The organism is Pseudomonas graminis (assembly GCF_900111735.1).
In the GTDB taxonomy this organism is placed as follows: Bacteria; Pseudomonadota; Gammaproteobacteria; order Pseudomonadales; family Pseudomonadaceae; genus Aquipseudomonas; species Aquipseudomonas graminis.
Genome location: NZ_FOHW01000020.1, coordinates 82,149 through 103,356, shown reverse-complemented (window position 1 = coordinate 103,356; position 21,208 = coordinate 82,149). Strand labels below are relative to the sequence as shown.

Below are 21,208 nucleotides of genomic sequence, written 5' to 3'. Positions count from 1 at the left end.
AAATGCGTTTCTGACCTATTGCATCGCGAGCAAGCTCACTCCTACAGGGGTAAATCCCCTTCACTCATTTCAACGACAGGCCATCCCGGCCTGTCCCGATCAGAAGCTCGGCAGCAGGTCAGCAGAAACCAGGTCGCTCAGGCAGTTGGAAGCCAGCAGCTCGATGGCGGCCTCGATATCAGGGGCGAAGAAGCGGTCTTTCTCGTAGAACGGGACTTTGCCGCGCAGCGTGGTGCGGGCGACTTCCAGTTTTTCCGAGGTCTTCAGACCGTTGCGCAAGTCCAGACCCTGACACGCAGCCAGCCATTCTACAGCCAGCACGCCGCGAGTGTTCTCCGCCATTTCCCACAGACGCTTGCCAGCGGCAGGTGCCATCGACACATGGTCTTCCTGGTTGGCGGAGGTCGGCAGGCTGTCGACGCTGTGCGGGTGGGACAGCGCCTTGTTTTCACTGGCCAGCGCTGCGGCCGTGACCTGAGCGATCATGAAACCCGAGTTAACCCCGCCGTTGGCCACCAGGAACGGCGGCAGCTGCGACATGTGCTTGTCCATCATCAGCGAGATGCGGCGTTCGCTCAGCGAGCCGATTTCGGCGATGGCCAGGGCGATGTTGTCGGCCGCCATGGCAACGGGTTCGGCGTGGAAGTTACCGCCGGAAATGACTTCGCCTTCGGCTGCGAACACCAGCGGGTTGTCCGACACCGCGTTGGATTCTATCGCCAGCACTTCGGCGGCCTGACGCAATTGGGTCAGGCAGGCGCCCATGACTTGTGGCTGGCAGCGCAGGGAGTAGGGGTCCTGAACCTTGTCGCAGTCGCGGTGGGAGTCGGAAACCTGACTGCCTTCGCCGAGCAGGTTGCGATAGGCCGCTGCCGAATCGATCTGGCCGCGCTGACCGCGTGCCGCATGAATGCGTGCGTCGAAGGGCGCGCGGGAGCCGAGCACGGCTTCAACGGTCAGGGCGCCGCAGCTCAGGGCACCGGCGAACAGGTCTTCGGCTTCGAACAGGCCGCGCAGCGCGTACGCCGTCGATACTTGCGTGCCGTTAAGCAGCGCCAGGCCTTCTTTGGCCGCGAGTGTCAGCGGCTTAAGCCCGGCAACCGCCAGCGCTTCCACGGCATTCAGCCATTCGCCCTTGTGGCGCGCCTTGCCTTCGCCCAGCAGCACCAGCGACATGTGCGCCAGTGGTGCGAGGTCGCCGGATGCGCCAACGGAACCCTTGAGCGGGATGTGTGGGTAAACCTCGGCGTTGATCAGGGCGATCAGCGCGTCGATGACCTGACGGCGAATCCCGGAGAAGCCCCGGCTCAGGCTGTTGACCTTGAGCACCATGATCAGGCGCACCAGCTCATCGCTGATCGGCCCGCCAACGCCTGCGGCGTGAGACAGCACCAGCGAACGCTGCAGGTTCTCCAGGTCGGCGCTGGCGATGCGCGTCGACGCCAGCAGGCCGAAACCGGTATTGATGCCGTAAGCGGTGCGGTTTTCGGCGAGGATCTGTTCAACGCAGGCCACGCTGTCTTCGATCTGGCGATCGGCGCTGGCGTCGAGGGTCAGCGTTACCGGCCGCTGATAGATCGCGCGCAATTGGGCGAGGCTCAACTGGCCAGGGATCAGATTCAGCGGGGTCGCCTGTTGGGTATCGGTCACGATGCTGCTACTCCTTAATGGGTATCGGTCGTCTGCGCTGAACCGGCTCCTGCCTGTCCCGCGCGGGGGGCGCTTGCGCTGCGACCGTTGTTGTCGGTGTCGGGGTTAGCGCCTGCCGCGTAGTCGCGGCAGCGCTGGAATACGGTTTCCAATGACTCTTCGTTCTTCAGCAGCGTCACGCTGCTGGCGATGTCCGGGGCCAGCCAGCGGTCTTCGTCGTAGGCCGGCACGCGCTCGCGCAAAAGACGCCACGCGACTTCTGTGCCGACGCCAAAACGCGGGCCCTTGAAAAACTCGAACGCCTGGGCGGCCAGCAGATACTCGATGGCGAGGATCTGCGTCACGTTCTCCAGCACCTTGTGCAGCTTCAAGGCGGCGCTGGTGCCCATGCTCAGATGATCCTCCTGCAGGCCAGACGTCACGTAGTTATCAATGACCGCCGGTTGTGCCAACTGGCGGTTTTCGGCACACAGCGAGGCGGCGACGTATTGGGTGATCATCATCCCGGAGTTGACCCCCGGCTGGCTGACCAGAAACGCCGGAAGTCCGCTGACTGTCGGGTTGATCAGCCGATCCAGGCGCCGCTCGGCAATCGAGCCCAGTTCGGCCATGGCAATCGCCAGCAAGTCAGCGGCCATCGCCACGGACTGGCCGTGGGGGTTGGCCTGGGAAACCACCCGATACGCTTCGGGTGTGCCCATCAGCAGCGGGTTGTCGGTGGCCGAGTTGAGCTCTATTTCGATCTGCCGCGTCGCGTGGGCCAACTGGTCGCGGGTGGCGCCGTGGACCTGCGGGATCGAGCGGATGCTCAAGGCGTCTTGAGTGCGGATGCCCTGACTGTTGGCGAGCACCTCGCTGCCGGCGAGCAGGCCGCGCAGGTTTTTGCCGACCTGCTGCATGCCGGGGTGCGGCTTGAGCGCAATGATGGTTTCGTCAAAGGCGTCGAGCTGGCCCCGCAGACCTTCGAAGGTCATGGCGCTGATAACATCGGCCCACTGCATCAGGCGATTCACGTCGGCAATCGCCAGGCAACTGAGGCCGGTCATGCACGGCGTGCCGTTGACCAGACACAGACCGTCCTTGGCTCCCAGCTCTACCGGCGACAGGCCTTCTTCGCTGAGCGCCTGCAACGCCGACATCACTTGCCCGCGATAACTCACCTGACCGACGCCCAACAGCGCGACGCCGATGTGTGCCATGTGCGTGAGATATCCCACGGACCCCTGGGACGGCACTTGCGGTGTGATGCGGCGATTGAGCAAGGCGAGCAAGGCCTCGACGACCTGACGATGAATCCCGGACTTGCCCTGGCTGTAGTTGATGATCGCGGCGCAGGTGATCGCGCGGGTCTGCTCGTCCGGTAACGCCGGACCGACGCCGCAGGCATGGCTGAGCAAGGTGTTGCGCGACAGCCGACCCAGTTGCTCGCCGGCCAGCGACACATTGCACAGCGCGCCGAGGCCGGTGTTCACGCCGTAGGCGCGCTCCCCGCTGGCAACGATGCGCTGGACGATCGCCTGGGCATTGTCGATGCGCGCCCAGGCGCCTTCCGACAACGAAAGTGTCGCGCCATGACGGGCAACGGCGGTCACCTCCTGCCAGCTGACCGGGCCCTCGCCGATGATGATCAGTTCTGCTCGCGACATGACCACAGCGTCCTTAGAGAGTCGCCACGCGCCGCTGCACGAAACGATCAACGTAATCGTCGGCAGGCGAGTAGAGGATTTCTTTCGGCGTCCCGACCTGGATCAACTGACCGTCCTTCAAAATCGCGATGCGGTTGCCGATGCGCACGGCTTCGTCGAGGTCGTGGGTGATGAAAACGATGGTCTTCTTCAGGTTCGACTGCAGCTCCAGCAACTGGTCCTGCATCTCCGCGCGGATCAGCGGATCGAGGGCGCTGAACGCTTCGTCCATCAGGATGATGTCAGTGTCAGCCGCCAGCGCCCGTGCCAGGCCGACACGCTGCCGCATGCCGCCGGAGAGCTGATGGGGGTACTTCTTCTCGTAGCCCTTCAGGCCCACGGTGGTGATCCAGTGCTGCGCGCGCTCGGCGCATTGCGCTTTGCTTTCGCCACGAACGGTCAGGCCGTAGGCGACGTTGTCGATCACGGTCTTGTGCGGCAGCAGGCCGAAGCTCTGGAACACCATGCTGATCTTGTGCCGACGGAAGTTGCGCAGCGCTTCCATGTCGTAGGTCAGGATGTTCTCGCCATCGACCAGAATCTCGCCGCTGGTGGGATCGATCAGGCGGTTGAAGTGGCGCACCAGGGTCGATTTGCCGGAACCCGACAGGCCCATGATCACGAAGATCTCGCCGCTGGAGATGGACAGCGACAGGTCGTTCACGCCGACCACGCAGCCCGTCTGCGCCAGGACCTGATCCTTGGTCTGGTTGTTCTGAACCATCGCCAGGGCATCCTTGGCGCGGTTGCCGAAGATCTTGTACACGTTCTTGACGACGATTTTGCCGCCCGGGCTCACCGCACTGTCTGGGCCGCCCGAGCTCGCTGGATTGATAGTCTCGACGCTCATTTGTTCGCCTCATGCCGTGGACGGCCGTAGGCCTGCGTAATACGGTCGATCACGACCGCCAGAATGACGATGGCCAGGCCCGCTTCCAGGCCGCGTCCGACGTTGAGGGTCTGGATGCCGACCAGCACGTCTTCGCCCAGACCGCGCGCACCGATCATCGAGGCGATCACCACCATCGACAGCGCCATCATCGTGGTCTGGTTGATCCCGGCCATGATGCTCGGCAGCGCCAGCGGCAGTTGCACGCCAAACAGTTGCTGCCAGCGGTTGGCGCCGAACGCGTTGATCGCTTCCATGACCTCGCCGTCGACCTGACGAATGCCCAGGTCTGTCAGACGAATCAACGGCGGCGCGGCGTAGATGACGGTGGCGAAAATCGCCGGGACTTTGCCCAGACCAAACAGCATCAGCACCGGAATCAGGTACACGAAGCTGGGCATGGTCTGCATGATGTCCAACAGCGGCATCAACACCGAACGCAGGCGATTGCTGCGCGCCGACAGAATGCCGAGCGGTATGCCGATGATTACCGAAATGAGCGTGGCCACCAGCATCAGCGCCAGGGTCTGCATCAGCTTGTCCCACAGGCCTACGGCGCCGACCAGAAACAGCAGGCCGACGATGACGACTGTGGTGGTGATCTTGCGGGTCGCGTGCCAGGCGATCAGGCCGACGATGGCCAGCAGCAGCCACCACGGCGCAACGCGCAACAGGCCTTCGAGCTTGACGATGGCCCACAGCAGCGTGTCGGAGATGTGCCGGAATACGTCGCCGTAGTTGGTGACCAGCTTGTCGACCCAGTCATTGACCCAATCGGCGATGGAGAACGTGAAGCTTTCGGGGAACATATCGTTATCTCGATGTTTAGAGTGGCGGCCTGGTTCCTGTAGGAGCGTGGCTTGTCCCGCGATCTGCCGCGAAGCGGCAGCAAAATCAAACGCTGCGGTGTGTCTGACATACCGCGTTCGGCTTATCTACGACCGGTTCCCGGCCGATCGCGGGACAAACCACGCTCCTACAGACAGTGGTGCCTGTCAGAGAGAGGCATCCACCTTCTTCGCCGCATCCTCGCTCACCCACTGATGCCACACTTCCGGGTGTTCCTTGAGGAAGATCTTCGCCAGCTTCGGCGACTCGATGCGCTCCTTGGTCATGCGCGCCAGATTCTGGTTGAGCAGGTCGATCGGGATGTTGACCTTCTCCATCACTGACACCAGTTCAGGCGCCTGTTCGTGGAACGCCTTGGACAGGCCGACCTTGATCTCAATGGTCTTGTTCACGCCGGCTTTCTCTTCCAGACGCACCATGTCCACCTGGCCCATCAGCGGGGTCGGCGACCAGTAGTAAGCCAGGATCGGCTCGCCACGCTTGTAGCTGGACAGGATCGCCGCATCCAGCGCCGGGCCGGTGCCCGGGCGGAAGTTGGTGTACTTGCTTTCCAGGCCATAGCTTTTCAGCATCTCGCTGTTTTCCAGCTCGCAGGTCCAGCCGGCCGGGCAGTTATAGAAACGGCCTTTTTCCGGCTCCTCGGCGTCTTTGAACAGGGCTGCGTATTTGCCCAGATCGGCGATGGACTTGAGGTCCGGTGCCTTGGCTTCCAGCTTGCGCTTGGCGTCGCCTTCGATCACGTAACGCGGCACGTACCAGCCTTCCACCGCACCCTTCACCGGTGAGCCGACGCCGACCACTTTGCCGGCGGCTTCAGCCTTGTTCCAGACCTCGCTGCGGCCGACCCATTCTTCGGCAAACACTTGAATATCGTTGGTGCTCAGGGCGTTTTCCATGGTGATGGAGTTGCCCGGCAGACTATCCACTTCGCAGCCATAGCCCTTGTTCAGCACAACTTGCAGCACGTCGGTCAGCAGCATTGCGCTTTCCCAGTTCAGGCCGGCGAATTTCACCGGCTTGCCGGACTCGCACCATCCCGCCGCCTGACTGGCGCCACTGGCGAGCACGCCCGCGGTGAGCAACGTGGATAGCAGGGCCTTTTTCGTGTTCATTGAGTGACGCTCCGGTCTTTTAGTGGATGACGGCAGTAGCGAAAACAGACGGCTTCCAGCCAAGGGGAGAGGCACTTGTCGGCCTCGTCCCGCTTCTCTCTCCAGCATGCCTCCTGCAACAGACGTGCATGACGAACGGTCAGTTCACCGCGACGTGCGCAGGGGCAACGGTGCAGCTTGCCTGAAGCGCCTCGGAATCCGTCGGCAGGATCAGGCGATCGGCCACGTTGCCCGGCCACTTCTTCGCCGCCACGTAGTACAGCACAGCGGGCACGATGAGGCCGATGATCCACGAAATGTCGGTGTCATCAAGGCTCGCCACCAGCGGGCCGGTATAAAAATGGGTGGAGATGAACGGCATTTGAATCAGCACGCCCAGCACGTAAATTCCGATGCCCATCCCGTTCCAGCGGCCATAGCGACCGTTCGGGTCCGAGAGCGCCGGGATGTCGTAGCGTTCTTTGGTGATGCAGTAGAAGTCCACCAGATTGATCGCGCTCCACGGTGTGAAGAACGCCAGCAGAAACAGGATGAAGGCCGAGAAGTCCTTGAGGAACGAGTCCTTGCCCAGCAGCGCCAGGGCCGTTGCGATGCCGACCATGGCGAAAATGTACGTCAGCCGCAGCGCGCTGGAGATGTGCCGATTGCCACGGAAGCCGCTGACAATGGTGGCGATGGACATGAAGCTGCCGTAGGCGTTGAGCGTAGTGATGGTCACCTTGCCGAACGCAATGCTGAAATACAGCGCTGCCGCGACCGCGCCTGTCCCGCCAAGGCCGACGATGAACGAGACCTCGTGATGGGCGAAGTTTTTGCCGGCCAGCGCCGCCGCGAACACGCCGAACACCATCGACGCCTGCGCGCCGATCACCGACCCCAGACCTACCGCCCAGAACGTTTTGCCGGCTGAGGTGCTACGCGGCAGATAGCGCGAGTAGTCCGCGACGTAGGGACCGAAGGCTATCTGCCAGGACGCCGAGAGGGAAATCGCCAGCAGGAAGCTGCTCAGCGAAAAGTGCTTGTTGCCCAGCAACGCGCCAACGTCATTGCCCGCCAGCAGCGCGGCGAACAGGTAGACGAAGGCGATCACGCCGATGAGGCTGGCGACCCGGCCGATCAGGTGGATGACCCGGTAGCCCAGAATCGTCAGTACCACGATGGCCGCCGCGAAGATCACCACGCCTTGCCAGTCCGGCACGTTGATCAGTTGTGCCACCGCTTGACCGGCAAGCAACGAGCCGCTGGCAGAAAAACCGATGTACATCAGGCACACCAGCACCAGCGGAATCACCGCGCCGTAGACGCCGAACTGCACCCGGCTGGAAATCATCTGCGGCAGGCCGAGCTTCGGGCCTTGTGCCGCGTGGAGCGCCATGACGCCGCCGCCGATGAGTTGCCCGATGAAAAGCCCGATCAGCGACCAGTGCACATCACCGCCCAGCACCACGGCCAGCGCCCCGGTGACGATCGCGGTGATCTGCAGGTTGGCGCCCAGCCAGAGGGTGAACTGGCTGAACAGACGACCGTGTCGCTCGGCATCAGGGATGTAATCGATCGAACGCCGCTCGATCACGGAAGCAGGTGCAGCACGATCATCTTGAACAGCCATTGCGAAGATCCCCGTAAGTCGAATGTTGGGACGCATAACTGCGGAATGCATCTCTCCGTAGGAGTGGGCTTGCTCGCGATTTCGTAATGTCGGGCGCCATCAATGTTGAATGGTCCGACGCTATCGCGAGCAAGGTGGAGCGCCACCGCGGTCACTCCTATAGGGAAGTGCTTTAGCCGTTAATCATCGGCAGGTTGAGACCCTGCTCTTTGGCGCAGTCGATCGCGATCTGATACCCCGCATCGGCATGACGCATCACACCGGTGGCCGGGTCGTTGTGCAGGACTCGGGCGATACGTTCGGCAGCTTCATCGGTGCCGTCGCAGACGATGACCATGCCCGAGTGCTGCGAGAAACCCATGCCGACGCCGCCGCCATGGTGCAGCGAGACCCAGGTCGCGCCGCTCGCGGTGTTGAGCAGGGCGTTGAGCAGCGGCCAGTCGGACACGGCGTCGGAGCCGTCCTGCATCGACTCGGTCTCGCGGTTGGGGCTGGCCACGGAGCCGGAGTCGAGGTGATCACGACCGATCACCACCGGCGCCGACAGCTCGCCGCTGCGGACCATTTCGTTGAAGGCCAGGCCCAGTTTGGCGCGCTGGCCCAGGCCGACCCAGCAGATACGCGCCGGCAGACCCTGGAAGCTGATGCGCTCGCGGGCCATGTCCAGCCAGTTGTGCAGGTGCGCGTCGTCCGGGATCAGCTCTTTGACTTTGGCGTCGGTCTTGTAGATGTCTTCAGGATTGCCCGACAGCGCGGCCCAGCGGAACGGACCGACGCCACGGCAGAACAGCGGGCGAATGTAAGCAGGCACAAAGCCGGGGAAGTCGAAGGCATGGGTTACGCCGACTTCTTTGGCCATCTGACGGATGTTGTTGCCGTAATCGAACGTCGGCACGCCCATTTTCTGGAACGCCAGCATGGCTTCGACGTGCTCGGCCATGGACTGCTTGGCAGCCTTGACCACTGCGGCAGGCTCGGTGGCGGCGCGCTCGCGGTACTGCTCCCAGGTCCAGCCTTTTGGCAGGTAGCCGTTGAGCGGATCGTGGGCGCTGGTCTGGTCGGTGACCATGTCCGGGCGCACGCCACGACGGACCATTTCCGGAAGGATCTCGGCGGCGTTGCCGCACAGGGCGATGGAGATCGCCTTGCCTTCGGCGGTGTATTTGGCGATGCGGGCGAGGGCGTCGTCGAGGTCCGTGGCTTGCTCGTCGACATAGCGGGTTTTCAGGCGGAAATCGATGCGGCTTTGCTGGCATTCGATGTTCAGCGAGCAGGCGCCCGCCATGCCGGCAGCGAGTGGCTGCGCGCCGCCCATGCCGCCGAGGCCTGCGGTCAGTACCCAACGGCCTTTCAGGTTGCCATCGTAATGCTGGCGGCCGGCTTCGACGAAGGTTTCGTAGGTGCCTTGAACGATGCCCTGGCTACCGATGTAGATCCAGCTGCCGGCGGTCATCTGGCCGTACATCGCCAGGCCTTTTGCATCCAGTTCGTTGAAGTGCTCCCAGCTCGCCCAGTGAGGGACCAGATTGGAGTTGGCGATCAGCACGCGGGGCGCGTTGCTGTGGGTCTTGAACACGCCGACCGGTTTGCCGGACTGCACCAGCAGGGTTTCGTCGTCATTCAGGTTCGTCAGGCTTTCGACGATCTTGTCATAGCATTCCCAGTTACGCGCCGCACGACCGATACCGCCGTAGACCACCAGTTCGTTCGGGTTCTCGGCGACTTCCGGGTCGAGGTTGTTCATCAACATCCGCAACGGCGCCTCGGTCATCCAGCTCTTGGCGGTCAGTTGCGTGCCACGGGCTGCGCGGATTTCCACATCGCGGCGTTTGGTCCATTGCGGAGCAGGGGTGTTGTGGTCAGTAGTCACTTAACAATCCTCGATGATCAATCCGGCCTGGACGCGGGGCCCGTGACGAACGTGGGAATAAGGTTCTGCATGAGTCTCGCCGTGTAATCCGAACTGATCGGGAGCGGCTTTTATCGACTCATGCTTACTTGTACATACAAGCATATGCAACCAAGAGGCCAATGTTGGTTTCGCAGGCGCAGAAATCCCGTCGGCCCGCATTGCGTCGGGCTTGCCAGGGATTCAGTCGTGCGAAGGGTTATGGATGCAAGGAAGGTGAAAAGAAGGAAATTGTTACTTTTCGGTGCGCGCGCCCCAGCACAGTGCGTGGCTGGGGGTAACAGAGAGTCTGCTGTCAGAGCTGGATCAGTGCTGAGCCAGCTTGCTGCGCAACAGCCACACCCCGGCAAGCGCCGACGCGATCGAGCCCAGCAACACGCCCACTTTCACTTCATCGATCAAATGCGCTGCGCCCGGGAAGGCCAGGTTGCCGATGAACAGGCTCATGGTGAAGCCGATCCCGCAGAGCAGGGCTACGCCATACAGCTGCGTCCAGTTGCTGCCTTCCGGCAGTGTCGCCAGCCCGGATCGGATCGCCAGCACCGCCGCGAGAAATACACCGATCTGCTTGCCGACAAACAACCCCAGCGCGACACCCAGCGGCACCGGGTCGACCAGATTGCCGAGGGTAATCCCCGACAGGGACACGCCCGCGTTGGCAAAGCCGAAAATTGGCACCACCGCAAATGCCACCCAGTAGTGCATTTTTTCTTCGAGAAACAGCAGCGGCGAGCGGGCTTCTTCTTTACGCGTGCCCAGCGGAATGCACAGGGCCAGCGCCACACCGGCCAACGTTGCGTGCACGCCTGATTGCAGCACGAAGAACCACAACAACAGACCCAGCAGCAGATACGGCAGCAATCGCTGCACGCCCATGCGGTTCATGATCACCAGCACGGCCAGCGTCGCGAACGAGGCGCCGAGCATCGGCATGTTCAGGCCGGTGCTGTAAAACAGCGCGATGATGGTGACGGCGCCCAGGTCATCGAGAATCGCCAGTGCGGCCAGAAACACCTTCAGCGACGTCGGCACCCGCTTGCCCAGCAACGACAGCACGCCAAGGGCAAAGGCAATGTCGGTGGCGGCAGGGATCGCCCAGCCACTCATGGTTTCGGCGTTGCCCATGTTGACGCCGATGTAGATCAGCGCCGGCACCAACATGCCACCCGCTGCCGCAAAACCGGGGAGCGCACGCTGGCCCCAGGTGGAAAGACCACCGGCCAATACTTCGCGTTTGATTTCCAGACCGACCATCAGAAAGAAGATCGCCATCAGCCCGTCGTTGATCCATAGCTCGATCGACAGCCCGCCCCAGACACTGTGCAGTGCGGCGAAGTACGAGGGGGCGAGGGGGGAGTTGGCGACGATGATCGCTGCGAGGGCGGCACCCATCAGCACGAGGCCGCCTGCCGATTCCGATGCGAGAAAACTGGCAAGGATGGCGAGGGCTCGTGGGCTTTCTTTGTTGTCGTTGAGCGTCGTCATGGTCGTCCCTGTGCTGGCGAAAAAAAGACGCAATCTAACACAGGGGTGGCGGGACTCAGACGCGCGACAGCTCGATCACGCACACGCGGCTGGCGCGCGGGGCGTAGAGCACCGTCTCCAGCAGCGTGCCCGGGGCATTGTCCAATTGTAAGCAGTCATGTTTTTCGAGCACTTGCGGCGGGTGCTCGCCGACATTGGCGGCCATCTGCTCGGCGGTGCTGAACACCAGAAACACATCGGCCGAACTAAAAAAACGCTGGGGCTGCATCACATCGATCCACTGCAGGCGCGCGCGGTAGCGGGCTGGCGAGTAGATCAGGTTGAAGTCGCGGATCGGGCCGTCGAGCAGTGTGCACGACACCGCGCTGTCGCCGCTGAACGCGAACGGATCGGACGGCAGCAGTGGCTCGCTGTCCTTGCCATCGATATTCAGCGTCATGCCTGTGCCTTGCAGCACGGTAATGATGCGCTGATAACCGGCGAACACCGAAAAGCCGCCCGACTGGCCGATGTCGGCAATCGACAGCCGCCAGCCGAAACCTTCCAGGCCTTCGCCGGCATCGCGGGTGATTTCCTCGGTGCTGCCGCCACCGTTTTTCCAGGGCATGCGCGGGTAGTCCGCAGCGCGCAGAACAGTCAGTTGAGTCATTTACTGAAGCGTCCTTCCAGGCGGTGGCGTGAGCCGGGGTGAATCAGGCGGGCGGCGGTCACCGGTTGACGGCCGGACCAGGTGCGTCGACGCACCAGCAGGCACGGCTCGCCCTTCTCGATCTGTAGCAACTTGCATTCGTCGGGCTCGGCGAGAATCGCCTCAACCACGTGCTCACCTTCGGTCAGCGGCGCGACCTGGGATAGGTAGGCGTAGGGCGTTTGTTGGGTGAAATCCTGCTGTAGGTAGTCCGGCGCGACGAGGGCGTTGACGAAACGGTCTTCGATTTGCACGGGAATGTCGTTTTCGAAATGCACGATCAGCGAATGAAACACCCGCTGGCCTTCACGCATGTCCAGCGCCAGCGCGCGTTCGGAACCGGCAGCTTCTTCGGTGAGGATGATGACCTGGCAGGTGTGGGCGTGACCGCGGGCGGCGATCTCGTCGGCAATGTTATGCACCTCGAACAGCGCGGATTGAGTCTTGGGCTCGGCGACGAACGTGCCGACGCCCTGCATGCGCACCAACATCCCTTCGGCGGTCATCTCGCGCAGGGCACGGTTGATGGTCATGCGGCTGAAGCCCAGTTGCGTCACCAGTTCGCTCTCGGACGGCACGCGGTGGTGCGGCGGCCAAGTGCCGTTCTGAATCTGCTGGGTGATCATGTGCTTCACCCTGGCGTACAGCGGCGCCGGACTGTCACCCATCTGGGAAGCCAGCGGCAAATTGGCAGGCGGAGTCGGCACAGAGAAATCCTTGTTATGGCGTTATTCAGGCGAAAGAGATTACAGCGTCCACGCTAGCGATTAACACGTGTGCCGACAAGCGCGGCGAAGTTTACCGACCGTATAAACGTCTGTATATGTATAGACAATTTCAAGCGAGGGGTGCCGAGTCATGTCCGTTTTCTTTGCCGAACGCGCGTTATTGCCCACCGGCTGGGCCAGCAACGTACGTTTCGAGGTCAGCGCTGATGGGCTGTTGAGTCATGTTCAGGCCGACGCCGATGCCGGTGACGCCGAACTGCTCAACGGGCCTGTCGTGCCGGGTATGCCCAATCTGCACTCCCACGCTTTTCAGCGCGCCATGGCGGGCCTGGCGGAAGTGGCCGGCAATCCCAATGACAGTTTCTGGACCTGGCGCGACCTGATGTATCGCCTCGTCGGGCAGATCAGCCCGCAGCAGCTCGGCGTCATCGCGCGGCAGCTGTATATCGAAATGCTCAAGGGCGGCTTCACCTCAGTGGCGGAATTCCACTACGTCCATCAGGACACCTCCGGCAAGCCCTATGCCGACCCTGCCGAGCTGGCGCTGCAGGTCAGTCAGGCCGCGAGTTCGGTCGGCATCGGCATGACCCTGCTGCCGGTGCTCTACAGCCACTCCGGTTTTGGCGGCCTGACGCCGAACGGGGGCCAGCGCCGGTTCATCAATAGCACCGACAGTTACCTGGATCTGCAGTCCCGCCTGAAGCCCGTCATCGCCGCGGAACCCGCCCAGGCGCTGGGGCTGTGCTTTCATTCGTTGCGCGCCGTGACCCCGCAGCAGATCAGCGACGTGACGGCCGCCAGCGACCGCCATTGCCCGATCCACATCCATATCGCCGAGCAGCAAAAGGAAGTCGACGATTGCCTGAGCTGGAGCGGTCGCCGGCCATTGCAATGGCTGTACGAAAACGTCGAGGTCGATGGGCGCTGGTGCCTGGTTCATGCGACCCATGCCCAGCCGGACGAAGTGGCGTTGATGGCGAAAAGTCGTGCGATCGCGGGACTGTGCCTGACCACCGAAGCGAACCTGGGCGACGGGATTTTTCCGGCGGTGGATTACATCGCCCAGGGCGGGCGTTGGGGCATTGGCTCTGACAGCCATGTGTCGCTGAGCGTGGTGGAAGAGTTGCGTTGGCTGGAATACGGCCAGCGTCTGCGCGATCAACGTCGAAATCGCCTGTACCGGCCGGATCAACCGATGGTCGGACGCACGCTGTACGATGCGGCGTTGTTGGGCGGTGCACAAGCGATGGGGCAACCGGTAGGCGCTTTGGAAGTTGGCAAACGTGCGGACTGGCTGGTGCTGGACGGCAACGATCCGTATCTCGCGACGGCGTCCGGCGATGCCATTCTCAATCGCTGGCTGTTCGCCGGTAGTGATCGTCAGATCAAGGATGTGATGGTCAATGGCCGCTGGGTGATCCGCGACGGCCATCATGCCGATGAAGGCCCTTGCAGCCGTGCGTTCACTCAGGTATTGCGGGAATTGCTGGGCTGATGCATCTGCGGTGAGTGCCCCGAGACACTCGCAAGCAATGTGGAGCGCCACACCGGTCGCTTCCACAGACATATGAACATCCTGTGGGAGCGAGCTTGCTCGCGAAGGGTTAGTCTGCCTTGCCTACTTTTGAATCCGCCACCCGCCAGATCAGCTTGGTGGTGTCGTAACCCTGCTGCTGCGCTCTCATCAGCATGTCGTTACGGACTGAGTCCGACACCTGAGGCGTGCGCGACAGCAGCCACAGGAACTTGCGGCTCGGGCTGCCGACCAGAGCGACTTTGTAATCGGGGCTCACGTACAGCACCCAGTAATCACCCTTCGCCACACCCGGGAAGAGGTTCGAGAACCAGTTATCGAACACGACCCACAGCTTGTCGGTCTTGCCCTGAATCTGCGGCGAAGCCGTCCCGCTTGCCTCCTCCCACTTGCCCTCGATCGTACGGCAGCGGTTGGTGACGGCAATATTCCCATCATCCTTCAGCGTGTAGTGCGCTTCGGACTGCGCGCAGTTGCGCTGGAAGAACATCGGCAGCCTCGCCACTTCGTACCAAGTGCCCTGGTAACGCTTGAGGTCGACGTGATCAACCGTCTTCGGCGCCATGGATTCGCTTTCAGACTTGACCGCACAGCCAGCCAGCCAAACCGCCGCTATCGCCACAGCGCCGAACTTCAATGCCTGACGAATACTCATTCAAGGCCCTGCGCGGAAAACAGCACGACCTTGTCGGCGGCGTACTGGACGCTGATGAACGTCTTCGCATCGCCCCATGTGCAGCTGGACATGCCCAACGCGCCGGAGCACTCGGTCGGGCTGCCGAGCAATTGCTCGACCTGCGCCTTGGGCATGCCGGCCGTGATTTTCGAGTAGTTTTCCTGAGTGACCTTGCTGCAGGCCGCCAGCAGAACGCAGAACGACAACACCGCGAGAGTGCGTAAAGACATGAGATGAAGCTCCTGAATCGAAGGGGGGGCAGCGTCGCAGCGCCTAACGTCAGTCATTGATGTTGATGACGGACTCAGCGCTCGCCGCGAACCCTGTAGGAGCGCGCTTGCCCGCGATTACGTTTTGTCGGTCACGAATAGGTTGCTGACCCACCGCATTTCGCGGGCAAGCGCGCTCCTACAGAGTGGTGCGGCGGGCATGCCATTCACGTCGTAGGCCAAAAGCGGCCATTCAGAACTTTATTCCTTGTGATACGCCGTGGCGCGCTCGACTTCTTCTTTGGAACCCAGAAACACGGCGACCCGCTGGTGCAGGCCTTCGGGCTGGATGTCGAGGATGCGCTGATGGCCGTCGGTCGATGCGCCGCCGGCCTGTTCAACCAGGAACGACATCGGGTTGGCTTCGTACATCAGGCGCAGCTTGCCCGGCTTGGAAGGCTCGCGGGAGTCGCGCGGGTACATGAACAGACCGCCACGGGTCAGGATGCGGTGGACGTCGCCCACCATCGCCGCGACCCAACGCATGTTGTAGTTCTTCTTCAGCGGGCCGTCTTCGCCAGCCAGCAGCTCTTCGACGTAGCGCTTGACCGGGGCTTCCCAGTGACGCTGATTGGACATGTTGACCGCGAATTCCTGGGTGGACTCCGGGATCTTGATGTCTTCGTGGCTGAGGACAAAGCTGCCCATCTCGCGGTCCAGGGTGAAGCCCTTGACGCCGTCACCCAGGGTCAGTACCAGCATGGTCTGCGGGCCGTAGATGGCGTAACCGGCGGCGACTTGCTGAGTGCCTGGCTGCAGAAACGCCTTCTCGTTCAGCGCTTCGTTCTGGCTCAGATACTCGTTGGGGCAACGCAGCACCGAGAAGATCGTGCCGACCGGGGCGTTGATGTCGATGTTGGACGAACCGTCCAGTGGGTCGAACACCAGCAGGTAGGCGCCTTTCGGGTATTTACCGGGGATCTGGTAGGCGTTGTCCATTTCTTCGGACGCCATGCCGGCCAGGTGACCACCCCATTCGTTGGCTTCGAGCAGAATCTCGTTGGACATCACATCCAGTTTCTTCTGCACTTCACCCTGCACGTTTTCGGTGCCCATGCTGCCGAGCACGCCGCCCAGAGCACCTTTGGATACCGCGTGGCTGATCTCCTTGCACGCACGCGCCACGACTTCAATCAGAAAGCGCAGATCGGCAGGGGTGTTGTTGGTGCGGGTCTGCTCGATCAGATAACGACTCAAGGTAACGCGGGACATGGAGAGCTCCGAAATGGGGGATAAAAACGCGCACAGTCTAGCGTGAGCGGAGATTTAATACTGCCTGTCAGACCGGGCAGGTAGTGATTCAGTTCACGGGCTACATCCTGGTGGGACCGGCTTTAGCCGGGAAGACGCCAGTGTGAACACTACAAATCTTGCAGCGTGACGACCGACGCCTTCCCGGCTGAAGCCGATCCCACAAGGGATCGCAGTACCCAGTCGCATAGGTTGTACGTTAAGCGTAACGCGGACGGGGTGACGAATTGGTGGGCATCGTCTGCAATTTTTTCGATACCGGATCGATTCAGCGTCATCACCCCGACACTTATTCTCTGGCGCCTCAGTTGAGCGCCTCGGTTGGCGCTTTATCGTGCGCGTTACTTGCCACGAGAACCACGCAGCGTGCCAAGCGCCATCCATGCCAGAAAAACCACCCCGATTATCAGCACGGCCCACAGACCGATGCGCTTCAGGTCAGGCATGGCCTCCACGGGCGCAGCCGCAGCAACTGGCGCGACCGGTGTGGAGGCCATTGACGCACTGCCCAGTGCTGCCAGCTTCTCCGGGCTGACACCGGGAATCAGCGTCGCCAGTGGCAACGCCGCACTTTTCACCGTGGCGTTGCCGACGGCCAGGCTGTAAGGCGGCGCGCCGCGACCGAGGAACACCAGTTGCGTGGCGCGCACGGCAAAGCTCAGCGTCGGCGCGTCATTGCCCAGGCCGCCGCCGCGGTCATCGACCTCAAGTTTAAGCTGTTGCACGACATTGCCGGGCAGCTCCATTTCGTCCTGCACAACGTCCTGACCGTTCTGGCTGAGCCGATAAAGCAGGCCGTTGTCGATCATTTGCCAAGGCGCGTTGCTGTCGCGACGCCCATAGAGCGTGGCGGGGGCGAGGCTGTTGGGTTGCGCGATATCGATCCGCATGCGTTCCAGCGGCAGGGCCACCGGCAGTTGCCATACATAAACGCCGGGTTTTTCGACGCGTCCATTGATGGCCGGCGACCAGCTCAACGGCAGCACGCCGGGTTGCGTGCTGATCAGTTGCACGGCGTTCAACGTCGGCGCGGACTGGGGCGATTTCCACAGCAAGCGTAGGTAGCGAGCGCTGCGCCCCGGCAGATTAACAACGCGCTGCTCAACCAACTCTTCCGCGAATGAAAGCCTCGCGACCTGACCTTCGCCCCAGCGCTGCCAATGCTGGAGGTCGTCACTGGCCTCGATGCTGAACCGCTGAAAACCGTCGCGCTCGCTGCTCCAGTCCAGAATCAGTTGATCCAGCGGCGCGTTGATCGCGCTGGTGTCCAGCAACCAGCCGCGCAGGATCTCTTCGCCCGCCTCGATCTCACCCTGAGGCTGAACCTCTACCAGCGTGCCGGTGGGCGTGCGCTCGATGCGGATTTTCGGCTCGGCGTCTTTCGCGGCATCACTGTTGTACAGCGGGAACCACTTCACCGAGACCGGGGTTGCCTCGGCTGCGCGCTGGGGCGGGCTTTGGGTGATTGCGTAGGGTTGGGCCTGGCCGTCGGCATTGAAAACGCGCACGTCGTTGAGAGTGCTTTGGCGCGCGTTCAGCTGCACGCCGAGGGGCAATTCCAGCCGATACCAAGGCCCTTCGCCGCTGACGGTCAGCGGCGCATGGGTGGTGAAATCATCCGGCAGATCCTCCGCCTGGCTGAGCGGCGCCGCGCACAGCAGCGAGCCCAGCAACGGGGCAAGCAGGGCGGCCTTGATGACGAACTGACGACTCAACTGAACACTCCTTACGCGCTTCATTTTGATGCCCGGTCCGCCGCGTCGGCATCGGTCAGGCCCTCTCTTCGGGCCGGATGCCGGGGCGGAAGGGGGGCGAAATATCCCACCACCAGCAACAGAACGCCAACGCCGATAAAGGAAATGATTCGCTCCAGACCGCCACGATTGCTCAGCTCGACGAAGAACAGCTTGGCCACGACGACGCCGATCAGTGCGGCGCCGACGATCCACAGGTCGCGGCGGGCGCGCAGATGGCCGCCGATCATCAGCGCCAGCGCGGTCAGGGTCCAGACGATGGAAAGGCCGGCCTGCACGCGCATTGATTCAAACAGCGCGTCGGGGTACCAGGCCACGCCGGCCCAGTGATGCGCCGTGCGCAGCACCATGGCGGTGATCAGCGCGAACAGCGATGCGCCGGCAATCACCAGCGCCGCTTTCTGCGCACGCCCCTCGCTGACGCCCAATTGCGGAAGTTGCTGGCGGGTCCAGCTGAAGATGCCGGTCAGCGTGATCAGCAAGCCCAGCTCCAGCGGGTTCAGCAATGGCAGATAGGGCAGGGGATCGGCAGCGCCGTCGCTGAACCCGTTCGCCAGCCAGAACCAGGCGAGCATCAATGCAGCCAGCGGCGCCGCAGCCCAGACGCGGTACTCACGCGGATACGCACTGACAGGCCAGGGCCACGTGCGGGATGCCGTCATCGCCAGCAAATACAAGCTTGGCAGCAACGCCCAGCCCAGCCAGCGCCAAGCGTTATACGCCTCCGACAACACCAGCAACCCGTAACGAAGTTGCAGCGAGAGCACGCCGATGATCAGCCAGCAGCCGATCACGTGGGCAGCACCGCGCAGGCGCGGGAGCAGCAGTTTGTCGAGCCGCTTCAAGGACCAGAGGTGAACCGCAAACACCGCAAGCCAGCCCAGCCAGCCCCAATCGGCGGCAGGGTTGTAATAGGAGTTGAAGCTCATCAGCGCGAGCAACACAGCGCTCATCGGCGTCAACAGCGTCGATAGCTGAGCGATTCCCGTCCAGTTCAGGCGCAGGGCAGCCATTGTCCACAGCCCGGCGCTGACCGCACCCAGCACCAGCAACGCCGAGAACACGTTAGTGCCTGCTACATGGTCAGTCATGATGAACAGCGCGACAGACCACCACAGCGTCCCCCACATCAACAACGCAGGTTGCAATACACGCTCGCTTAGCGACAGACGCAAAGTCCCGATGCGTTCCACGGTGAACGCGCTTACCAAGCCAGCCAGCGCGATGATCAAGGGGGTCCAGAAATCCCCCTGATTGAACGTAGGGACATACCAACGCCCGACCACGCCCATGAACGCGATCCCTGCGCCCAGTTGCAACAGCAGCCCGAAACCTCGAGCCAGCACGCGGTTCTGGCGCATACCGAGCCAGAACACCGCCGCGCCTTCGACCGCCCAGGCGACGGTCGTCCATTGCGCGCTCAGGCCAAGGGGAATCGCCAGCGTCCCGAACACCACGCCCAGCGACAGGCACGTTTCAACCAGCAGCAACGCCCGACCCGGTGCGCGCCCGGCCAGGAACCGGGCGATGCCCATGTACAGCAAGCCCAGCGCCAGTGCGCTCAACGCAGCGCCGAATTCCAGATGTTTGACGAGCGCGTACTGCAGGCCGAAACCGACGATGGGCGTGCCGAACAACAGGCTGCCATCGACGTAGTGGGTTTGGCGTGCGGACCAGCGCAGGGTCGCTTCCCGGCTGTCGTCGTCGGGCCCGGCGGCGTGTTCCTGCAGCTTGCGCCGGGCGAACAGCAGACCGATGGCCAGGTACATCAGGAAGAACAGAATCAGGAAGGGTTCGGTGCTCCAGAACAGCTCGGGCGTGTACGCGTCCATGCCCCAGGCGAAGCCGATGCCGAATGTGCCGATGAAGCCGATCAGGTTCAGCGGGCGCCATGCCTTGAACCAGGCGATGGCGAAGATGCCAGCATTGAGCAGGGCGAAATAACTGAACAGCGCGACGTGACTGCCCTCGCCCGAGGACGTCAGCAGCGGCGCGGCAAATCCGCCCAGGGCGGCGACGCAGGCGAGGGCCAGGGAGTTTTGCGTGACGGCGAGAATGGCCGAAAACACGGTGACCGCAACCAGCAGGCTGAATGCCATGCCCGGCGCCAGCAGGGTGTGAACTTTCATCGCGGCGAACACGGTCAGGTACAGCACCGCGACGCCCGTCCCCTGCAGCATCAGCGCGAAGGATTCATTGCGATGACGCAGCCACCAACCCAGACCCAGCAGCGCCAGCGCTGCCACTGCGACGCCGGCATAACGGGCCTCAATCGGCACGACCATGCCTTCGGTGGCGTAGCGCAGCAGAAACGCCAGGCCGAGAAACAGCAGCACCACGCCGACCCGCAGCACGGTGTTGCCGCCGAGCAGCCAGTTTTTCGCGCGCAGTAAGGCGCTTTCGAAAAGGCTGTGCTGGGGAGGAGCGGGCTGGGTTGAAGCGTGCTGAGAGGCGGGCACGTAACTCGGGGCTGTGGATGATGGCGCCGGTGCAGGGCGACTCCATTCCGAATCGCCGACATCCGGGGTGACTGGCTCGAGGTCCGGAAGATCCCACAGCAGTTCCGGGCCGTCGTCTGCGATGGGCTGAACATTTAACGGCGCTGACACGGGCGCATCCGGCAACTGGGCGGCGGCGGAATCCAGCTGGCTTAAGCGTTGTTGTACGGCGTCCAGGTCCAGCCGGGTCTTGGCAAGTTCGGCTTTCTGCGCGGCGGTTTCCCGTGTCAATGCGCTCAGCCGGAAGCTCAAACCCGCGGCCAGACCAATGACCGCACCGACAGCGCCGCCCAACAGCGACTCATCAAGAAGCGCCCCGAGAACAAGCCCGGCCAGCAGAAGAATCCATTGCACGCGACGACATCCCTTTTCGGCCGATTACCGGCGATGCCGAAAAGTATATCGGGGCTCAGGAAAGGGGAAACATTTTGTGTCGGGGAAGGAGAACTGAGTCGCTGGTGCATCAGGGCGCAAACATATCCGGCGTTCGAATGCTGATCTGTTGATGCTGCTGGCCCAAACGGTGGGTTGAGAGAACGTTGCGTGGTCGGCGCAGACCTGTAGGAGCGCGCTTGCCCGCGAAAGCATTCCGTCAGCAAATAATTAGCCGTCTGATCCACCG

General features: G+C 62.5%; 16 protein-coding genes. 1 reads left to right on the top strand and 15 read right to left on the bottom strand.

Going from position 1 to position 21,208, the window contains the following annotated elements; translation table 11 throughout:
• Positions 1-99 precede the first annotated feature (99 nt).
• The 10 genes from hutH (BMY98_RS16125) to hutC form a co-directional block, all read right to left on the bottom strand.
• The gene (gene hutH / locus BMY98_RS16125) at positions 100-1,650 is read right to left on the bottom strand and encodes a histidine ammonia-lyase (protein WP_074890834.1); all 1,551 of its coding nucleotides are present in this window, start codon (positions 1,648-1,650) and stop codon (positions 100-102) included.
• A gap of 14 nt (positions 1,651-1,664) precedes the next feature.
• Positions 1,665-3,296: a histidine ammonia-lyase gene (hutH, locus tag BMY98_RS16120; RefSeq protein WP_074890832.1), complete on the bottom strand. Its 1,632-nt coding sequence runs from the start codon at positions 3,294-3,296 to the stop codon at positions 1,665-1,667.
• Between the two features lie 13 nt (positions 3,297-3,309).
• On the bottom strand, positions 3,310-4,185 hold the full coding sequence (locus BMY98_RS16115) for a quaternary amine ABC transporter ATP-binding protein (protein WP_074890831.1): 876 nt from the start codon (positions 4,183-4,185) through the stop codon (positions 3,310-3,312).
• Positions 4,182-5,033 (bottom strand): ABC transporter permease, encoded by an 852-nt coding sequence (locus BMY98_RS16110; protein WP_074890829.1) that lies wholly within the window; start codon positions 5,031-5,033, stop codon positions 4,182-4,184. Before BMY98_RS16110 ends, BMY98_RS16115 begins: the two co-directional genes overlap by 4 nt.
• Positions 5,034-5,219: 186 nt before the next feature.
• The gene (locus tag BMY98_RS16105; RefSeq protein ID WP_065986702.1) at positions 5,220-6,185 is read right to left on the bottom strand and encodes an ABC transporter substrate-binding protein; all 966 of its coding nucleotides are present in this window, start codon (positions 6,183-6,185) and stop codon (positions 5,220-5,222) included.
• Positions 6,186-6,324: 139 nt separating this feature from the next.
• Positions 6,325-7,794: a purine-cytosine permease family protein gene (locus BMY98_RS16100; protein ID WP_074890828.1), complete on the bottom strand. Its 1,470-nt coding sequence runs from the start codon at positions 7,792-7,794 to the stop codon at positions 6,325-6,327.
• Positions 7,795-7,966: 172 nt separating this feature from the next.
• Complete coding sequence (gene hutU / locus BMY98_RS16095; RefSeq protein ID WP_074890826.1) at positions 7,967-9,664, bottom strand: urocanate hydratase; 1,698 nt, start codon at positions 9,662-9,664, stop codon at positions 7,967-7,969.
• A gap of 345 nt (positions 9,665-10,009) precedes the next feature.
• On the bottom strand, positions 10,010-11,188 hold the full coding sequence (gene nhaA, locus BMY98_RS16090; protein WP_074890824.1) for a Na+/H+ antiporter NhaA: 1,179 nt from the start codon (positions 11,186-11,188) through the stop codon (positions 10,010-10,012).
• Between the two features lie 55 nt (positions 11,189-11,243).
• Positions 11,244-11,837 (bottom strand): HutD/Ves family protein, encoded by a 594-nt coding sequence (locus BMY98_RS16085; protein WP_074890822.1) that lies wholly within the window; start codon positions 11,835-11,837, stop codon positions 11,244-11,246.
• On the bottom strand, positions 11,834-12,544 hold the full coding sequence (gene hutC / locus BMY98_RS16080; protein WP_166650545.1) for a histidine utilization transcriptional repressor HutC: 711 nt from the start codon (positions 12,542-12,544) through the stop codon (positions 11,834-11,836). The genes BMY98_RS16085 and hutC overlap by 4 nt, the downstream gene beginning before the upstream one ends.
• 190 nt (positions 12,545-12,734) lie before the next feature.
• Here hutC and BMY98_RS16075 point away from each other — a divergent pair, with 190 nt between their 5' ends.
• Positions 12,735-14,099: a formimidoylglutamate deiminase gene (locus tag BMY98_RS16075; RefSeq protein ID WP_074890818.1), complete on the top strand. Its 1,365-nt coding sequence runs from the start codon at positions 12,735-12,737 to the stop codon at positions 14,097-14,099.
• Positions 14,100-14,208: 109 nt separating this feature from the next.
• On the opposite strand, the gene BMY98_RS16070 is transcribed toward BMY98_RS16075, so the two are convergent.
• From BMY98_RS16070 to BMY98_RS16050, 5 genes are all read right to left on the bottom strand, one after another.
• Positions 14,209-14,703 carry a lipocalin family protein gene (locus tag BMY98_RS16070; protein WP_245760079.1) on the bottom strand — a complete coding sequence of 165 codons (495 nt, stop codon included), beginning with the start codon at positions 14,701-14,703 and terminating at the stop codon, positions 14,209-14,211.
• An 86-nt stretch (positions 14,704-14,789) separates the two neighbouring features.
• Entirely contained in the window at positions 14,790-15,044 is a 255-nt protein-coding gene (bamE, locus tag BMY98_RS16065) for an outer membrane protein assembly factor BamE domain-containing protein (protein ID WP_065986688.1), read from the bottom strand.
• A gap of 240 nt (positions 15,045-15,284) precedes the next feature.
• On the bottom strand, positions 15,285-16,295 hold the full coding sequence (locus BMY98_RS16060; protein ID WP_065986681.1) for a class 1 fructose-bisphosphatase: 1,011 nt from the start codon (positions 16,293-16,295) through the stop codon (positions 15,285-15,287).
• 380 nt (positions 16,296-16,675) lie between these two features.
• Positions 16,676-18,073 carry a DUF3999 domain-containing protein gene (locus BMY98_RS16055; RefSeq protein WP_083398803.1) on the bottom strand — a complete coding sequence of 466 codons (1,398 nt, stop codon included), beginning with the start codon at positions 18,071-18,073 and terminating at the stop codon, positions 16,676-16,678.
• The gene (locus tag BMY98_RS16050; protein WP_074890814.1) at positions 18,070-20,940 is read right to left on the bottom strand and encodes a DUF2339 domain-containing protein; all 2,871 of its coding nucleotides are present in this window, start codon (positions 20,938-20,940) and stop codon (positions 18,070-18,072) included. Before BMY98_RS16050 ends, BMY98_RS16055 begins: the two co-directional genes overlap by 4 nt.
• Between the last annotated feature and the right edge of the window lie 268 nt (positions 20,941-21,208).